Here is a 1,306-nt window from a genome sequence, read left to right on the forward strand (position 1 = left end):
GTGGGGTGCGACCTCGGCGGCGGAGCGCGCCAACATCTTGAACAAGATCGCCGATCGGATCGAGGCGAATCTCGACCAGCTGGCCGTCGCCGAAACCTGGGACAACGGCAAACCGGTCCGCGAGACCCTGGCCGCGGACCTGCCGTTGGCGGTCGATCACTTCCGTTACTTCGCCGGCGCCATCCGCGCCCAGGAGGGCGGGATCAGCGAGATCGACGACGACACCATCGCCTACCACTTCCACGAACCACTCGGCGTGGTCGGCCAGATCATCCCGTGGAACTTCCCGATCCTGATGGCGACCTGGAAACTGGCGCCCGCGCTGGCCGCCGGCAACGCGGTGGTGCTCAAACCCGCCGAGCAGACCCCGGCCTCGATCCTGAAGGTCATCGAGCTGATCGCCGATCTGCTCCCGCCGGGAGTTCTCAACGTGGTCAACGGTTTCGGTGTGGAAACCGGCAAACCGCTCGCGTCGAGCCCGCGGGTGGCCAAGGTCGCCTTCACCGGTGAAACCACCACCGGCCGGTTGATCATGCAGTACGCCAGCGAGAACATCATCCCGGTCACCCTGGAGCTGGGTGGCAAGAGCCCCAACATCTTCCTGCCCGACGTGCTGGCCGCCGACGACGCGTTCCTGGACAAGGCCGTCGAGGGCTTCGTGATGTTCGCGCTCAACCAGGGCGAGGTGTGCACGTGCCCGTCGCGGGCGTTGATCCACTCCTCGATCTACGACGAGTTCATGGCCCGCTGCCTGGAACGCACCAAGGCCATCGTCAGCGGTAACCCGCTCGACAGCGACACCATGATCGGCGCCCAGGCCAGCAACGACCAGTACGAAAAGATCCTGTCCTACATCGACATCGGCCGCAAGGAAGGCGCCGAGGTCCTCACCGGCGGCGGCCCCCGCAAGGTCGACAACCTGCCCGGCGGCTACTACATCGAGCCCACGGTCTTGAAGGGCAGCAACGACATGCGGGTATTCCAGGAAGAGATCTTCGGCCCCGTCGTCGCGGTCACCACCTTCGATTCGACCGAGGAAGCACTCGCCATCGCCAACGACACCCTCTACGGCCTCGGCGCCGGCGTGTGGAGCCGCGACGGCAACACCGCCTACCGCCTCGGCCGCGGCATCAAAGCCGGCCGGGTATGGACCAACTGCTACCACGCCTACCCCGCCCACGCCGCCTTCGGCGGCTACAAGAAATCCGGCATCGGCCGCGAGAACCACCGCATGATGCTCGACCACTACCAGCAGACCAAAAACCTGCTCGTCAGCTACTCACCCAACAAACTCGGCTTCTTCTGA

1 protein-coding gene is annotated in these 1,306 nt (G+C 65.3%); it reads left to right on the forward strand.

Translation table 11 applies throughout. The features are described from left to right. On the forward strand, nt 1-1,306 hold a 1,306-nt coding region (adh, locus tag ON37_RS13220; protein ID WP_040719490.1), incomplete at its 5' end, for an aldehyde dehydrogenase.

The organism is Nocardia veterana NBRC 100344 (assembly GCF_000308855.1).
Taxonomy (GTDB): Bacteria; Actinomycetota; Actinomycetes; order Mycobacteriales; family Mycobacteriaceae; genus Nocardia; species Nocardia veterana.